We start from the raw sequence: 1,445 nt of genomic DNA on the forward strand, positions 1-1,445 counted from the left end.
CGCGACTACCGGGACCTGTTGATCGCCGCCCACCAGCAGCTCGGCGGCCCGATCGTCCTCGTCTGGGACAACCTCAAAACGGCTTCACGCATTACATGGACCCCAAGTACATCAACACCTGGAGCACGCATGTGAGGGGTGCCATCGATAACCCCGACACGGTAATTCACGTGTACCTGGAGCAATTCACAGGCGGCTTCGAAGGTATGGCAACACGAGGACTCGCAGGTGGTGCGGGTGTTCATGCGACCCAGCAGGAGATGGCCTGGATCGCGAGATCCGTGATCGGTGGACGGAAATCTTGGGACAAGATCAAATTTTATGATCGGAATGGCCCGATCAGCAACTATCCTGAGCCGAAGTGGCGAGAGGGCAAGTGGTACACCGCTTGGACCTTCGAATGGGCCCCATAAGGACTGTCCGGTAACTCTGACAGCGAGCGCGCGACATCCTATTTGCCCCCGAACGAGAATTCTGCGTCCGCATGGCAAATTCCCACGAATAAGGCCATGCTGCCCCTTTCGGTCACCGCTTGTGGTGGCACCATCGAATAGCGGAACAGCCCTTAGACTCACCCCACCGGCCTGTCAGTGCTGAGGAGTTTTTCCATGAATTCATCCGGAACTACTGGATCAACCGGATACTCCGAAGACCCTCGTTTTCGCTACTATGAGGATCTCGTTGAGCGAGGGGGACTCTGGGCGACTATCGTTTCCGTCGCCCGCGAACACCGAGTCGATATCGGTGTCACTGCGGAGCGCCCCGAATCGAATACGCAGGCGTGGAGCGCCGCGGACTTCGCTTCGCCACGTGGAGCGATGCGGGTCAACCTCGGGCATGGCGCACGCAGGTTCGCCGTCACGTTGGACAGCAACTGGGGGTACGTCTGGGCGAGCGGAAGCACCGCCGATCTTGCCGAAGTGGTCGAAGTTATGGCCTTCTGGAGGCAGGGCGCCAGGCTGCAGGAGCTCAGCAAGCGGTTTCCCTTCATGGAATTCGACAGTCTGAGCCAGGCATACGAGGACGGAAACCCTGTCGAAACACAATGGGATATTGTCATCGGCGATGAAAATTTCCTTGTGTACCGGGAACTGCTGCTGGCGCTGCACGCGGACCCGAATCTGCGCGAGATGTTCCCATTTTTCTCCCATTGGACCTTGAGGATGACAAAGGACTGCTACGACAGTAGATCGGAGGAGATCCTGATTAAGCCAAGTGCGGGCGAGGGGTACGTAATCTGGTCCTCGTTGGATCCTGAAGAGAAGAGAGAGTTCAGTCGTCTCGACGATTTGATTCGCGCAGCCGTTTCCATTCTGGGCGATCTTTAGATCATATTTGACGGCAGCGTCAGAAGATGGGTTCTCTCTTTAAGACCGTGTCCTATGTGGTGAGTTGGACGAGTCGTTTGTAGCAGCAGAGTGTGGCGGCGAGTCCGAGGAAGGCCA

Annotated in this window: 1 protein-coding gene and 1 pseudogene; both read left to right on the forward strand. The window is 57.1% G+C overall.

Features of this window, described 5'->3' with window-relative positions:
• Nucleotides 1–81: pseudogene (locus IE107_RS35650) on the forward strand (transposase); the annotation flags it as partial.
• A 527-nt stretch (nucleotides 82–608) separates the two neighbouring features.
• Nucleotides 609–1,328 (forward strand): DUF6193 family natural product biosynthesis protein, encoded by a 720-nt coding sequence (locus IE107_RS34410; RefSeq protein ID WP_189548266.1) that lies wholly within the window; start codon nucleotides 609–611, stop codon nucleotides 1,326–1,328.
• Nucleotides 1,329–1,445 lie beyond the last annotated feature (117 nt).

Source organism: Streptomyces gelaticus (assembly GCF_014649535.1).
In the GTDB taxonomy this organism is placed as follows: Bacteria; Actinomycetota; Actinomycetes; order Streptomycetales; family Streptomycetaceae; genus Streptomyces; species Streptomyces gelaticus.